This is a genomic window from Petrotoga halophila DSM 16923 (assembly GCF_002924615.1).
In genome coordinates this window covers 1-2540 of the sequence record NZ_JALY01000208.1, presented here as the reverse complement: position 1 = coordinate 2540, position 2540 = coordinate 1, and the positions used below count along the sequence as shown (strand labels likewise).

Annotated in this window: 3 protein-coding genes and 1 pseudogene; all 4 read left to right on the top strand. The window is 33.7% G+C overall.

Annotated features, from left to right (window positions below):
- On the top strand, nt 1–689 hold a 689-nt coding region (locus AA81_RS10185; protein ID WP_245863586.1), incomplete at its 5' end, for an amino acid ABC transporter permease.
- A 3-nt stretch (nt 690–692) separates the two neighbouring features.
- Nucleotides 693–1460: an amino acid ABC transporter ATP-binding protein gene (locus AA81_RS10180; RefSeq protein WP_103079340.1), complete on the top strand. Its 768-nt coding sequence runs from the start codon at nt 693–695 to the stop codon at nt 1458–1460.
- A complete protein-coding gene (locus tag AA81_RS10175; RefSeq protein WP_245857215.1) occupies nt 1457–2137 on the top strand; it encodes an amino acid ABC transporter permease in 681 nt (226 codons plus the stop codon). The genes AA81_RS10180 and AA81_RS10175 overlap by 4 nt, the downstream gene beginning before the upstream one ends.
- Nucleotides 2138–2238: 101 nt before the next feature.
- A pseudogene (locus AA81_RS10170) lies at nt 2239–2540 on the top strand (arginine--tRNA ligase); the annotation flags it as partial.

Sequence of the window (2540 nt, the reverse complement as noted above, 5' to 3'; positions counted from 1 at the left end):
AGAAAGAAGGATTATATTTGGAAGACATTCAAGTTATTATCAATTCTTTTCCCTATTTACTAAAAGGAACTCTTGTAACGTTGGAATTAACCTTTTTTAGTTTGCTAATAGGATTTGTTATGGGGATTATAATTTCTTTCGGTCAATTGTATGGTAATAAACTTGTACAATTTATTTTTCTAATCTACGAACGAGTATTTAGAAGTATTCCTTTGTTAGTCATACTTTTTTTGATTTTTTACGGTTTACCTGCTATAGGAATAAGATTGGATCCTTTAATCGCCTCAATACTTGGTTTGGGTCTGAGAAGTTCGGCATATCAATCGCAAATTTTAAGAGGCGCAATTTTATCCATACCAAAAGGACAGCTCGATGCTGCTTACTCCATCGGGATGAACAAAATTCAGACTTTTTTCTATATTATCTTCCCTCAGGCAATAAGAATCGCATTATCAGGATGGACCAATGAAGCAGCGGTGGTTTTAAAAGATACATCTTTAGCTTATGCCTTAGGTGTCGTAGAATTACTAAGGCAAGGCACTTATATTATCTCTGTAACCAACAGACCTTTGATAGTTTATCTAATTTGTGGGGTTATATATTTTATCCTAACTTTTAGTATAAGTAGAGGATTAGGTAGGATCGAAAAAAAGCTTGCAATACCAGGATATGAAACAAGGAGCGTTTGATTAATGAAAAAAGAAAAAGATACAATATTAAAAGTGGAAGATCTTCATAAAAGTTATAATGAAACAGAAATACTCAAAGGAATAACATTGGAAGTTAAAAAGGGCGAAACAAAGGTAATAATAGGTCCAAGTGGAACGGGGAAGAGCACCCTTTTAATGTGCATAAATAGGCTTGTAGAACCTGATTCCGGAAGAATATATCTGGAAGGAGAAGAAATACTATCCTCGAAGAATATTCATAAAATTAGGCAAGAAATAGGCTTTGTATTTCAACATTTTAACCTATTTGATCACTTAACTGTGCTTGAAAACGTTAAAATCGGGTTGACTAAAGTGAAAAAGATTGAAAAATCGCAAGCTACTGAAATTGCATTAAAAGAATTAGAACGGGTTGGACTGAAGGATAAATCAGAACTCTATCCTGCCCAACTTTCGGGTGGACAAAAACAAAGGGTTGCAATTGCTAGATCTTTGGCTATGAATCCCAAATTGATCCTGTTTGATGAGCCAACCTCCGCTTTAGATCCAGAGCTGATAGGAGAGGTTCTGAACGTTATGATAGATCTTGCAAAAAGTGGGATGACTATGGTGTGTGTTACTCACGAAATGGGTTTTGCAAGGGCTGTTGCTGATGAGATTATATTTATGGAAAATGGTGTGATCGTTGAAAAAGGTCCCCCGGAATCGATGTTCAAAAATCCTCAAAAAGATAGAACTAAGGAGTTTTTAAATAAATTATCACAGTTGTACGGAAAGGAAGAAAACACATGAGCTTTTTTGAAATTGTCGAAAGTTCCTGGGTTTATATGTTGGAAGGTATATGGGTTACACTATTTTTAACTTTAATTTCTGTAGTTATAGGATTTTTTTTGGGCGTTTTACTAGCAGTTGCTAAAACGTATGGAAATAAATTGTTCTATTACATAAGCTACGTTTTTATCGAAATAATAAGGGGTACTCCATTACTTGTTCAACTTTTCATTCTTTATTATAGTTTACCTGTTATTGGAATTAGGCTTTCTCCAATATTAGCCTCAATAATGGCTTTTTCCTTAAATTCTGCTGCTTATCAGGCAGAATATTTAAGAGGGGCTATTCAATCAATAAACTCAGGGCAAATGCAAGCCTCTTTATCAATAGGAATGAAAAAATGGCAAGCTATTAGATTGATCATACTACCCCAAGCGTTAAGAAGGTTTATCCCTTCGTGGACAAATGAATTTATATACTTATTGAAGTATTCCTCTCTCTCTTATATTGTTGGAGCCCCAGAAATAATGGCTCAAGCTAAGTTTGTAGCGAGTCGTAACTTTGAATTCTTTCAAGTTTACCTTTTCGCTGCTATCATATATTTTGTGTTGGTCACTATTTTTGGGGAAATATTCAGATTTATTGAAAAGAAAATGAAGATTCCAGGGACCCTCACTTATGCCAGGAATCGAACTTAGAAATGTAATAAAATCTGGATGGTTGCTGAGCGAAGGACCGCAAAGCTATTTTAGAGTTTCCAAAGGCTGTAATAAACGAAAAAACAGGAGGAAATAAATATATGGAAATAATAGATCTCATAAAAAACCAGATCAATATAGCCTTGTTAAATATTGGCGTTACTAACATCGAACTCAATTTTACTATCGAAACACCTCCAAAAGACGATTTGGGAGATTTTTCATCCAACGTTGCTTTCCTTTTAACTAAAAGATTGAGAAAATCACCCCAAGAAATTGCCCAAATTTTAAGAGATGAATTAGATAAATCTTCTTTTTTTGAAAAAGTAGATAATGTAAATGGGTTTTTAAATTTTTTTGTTTCTCCCCAAATATATCAAAGAATATGTTCTAAAATTTTAAG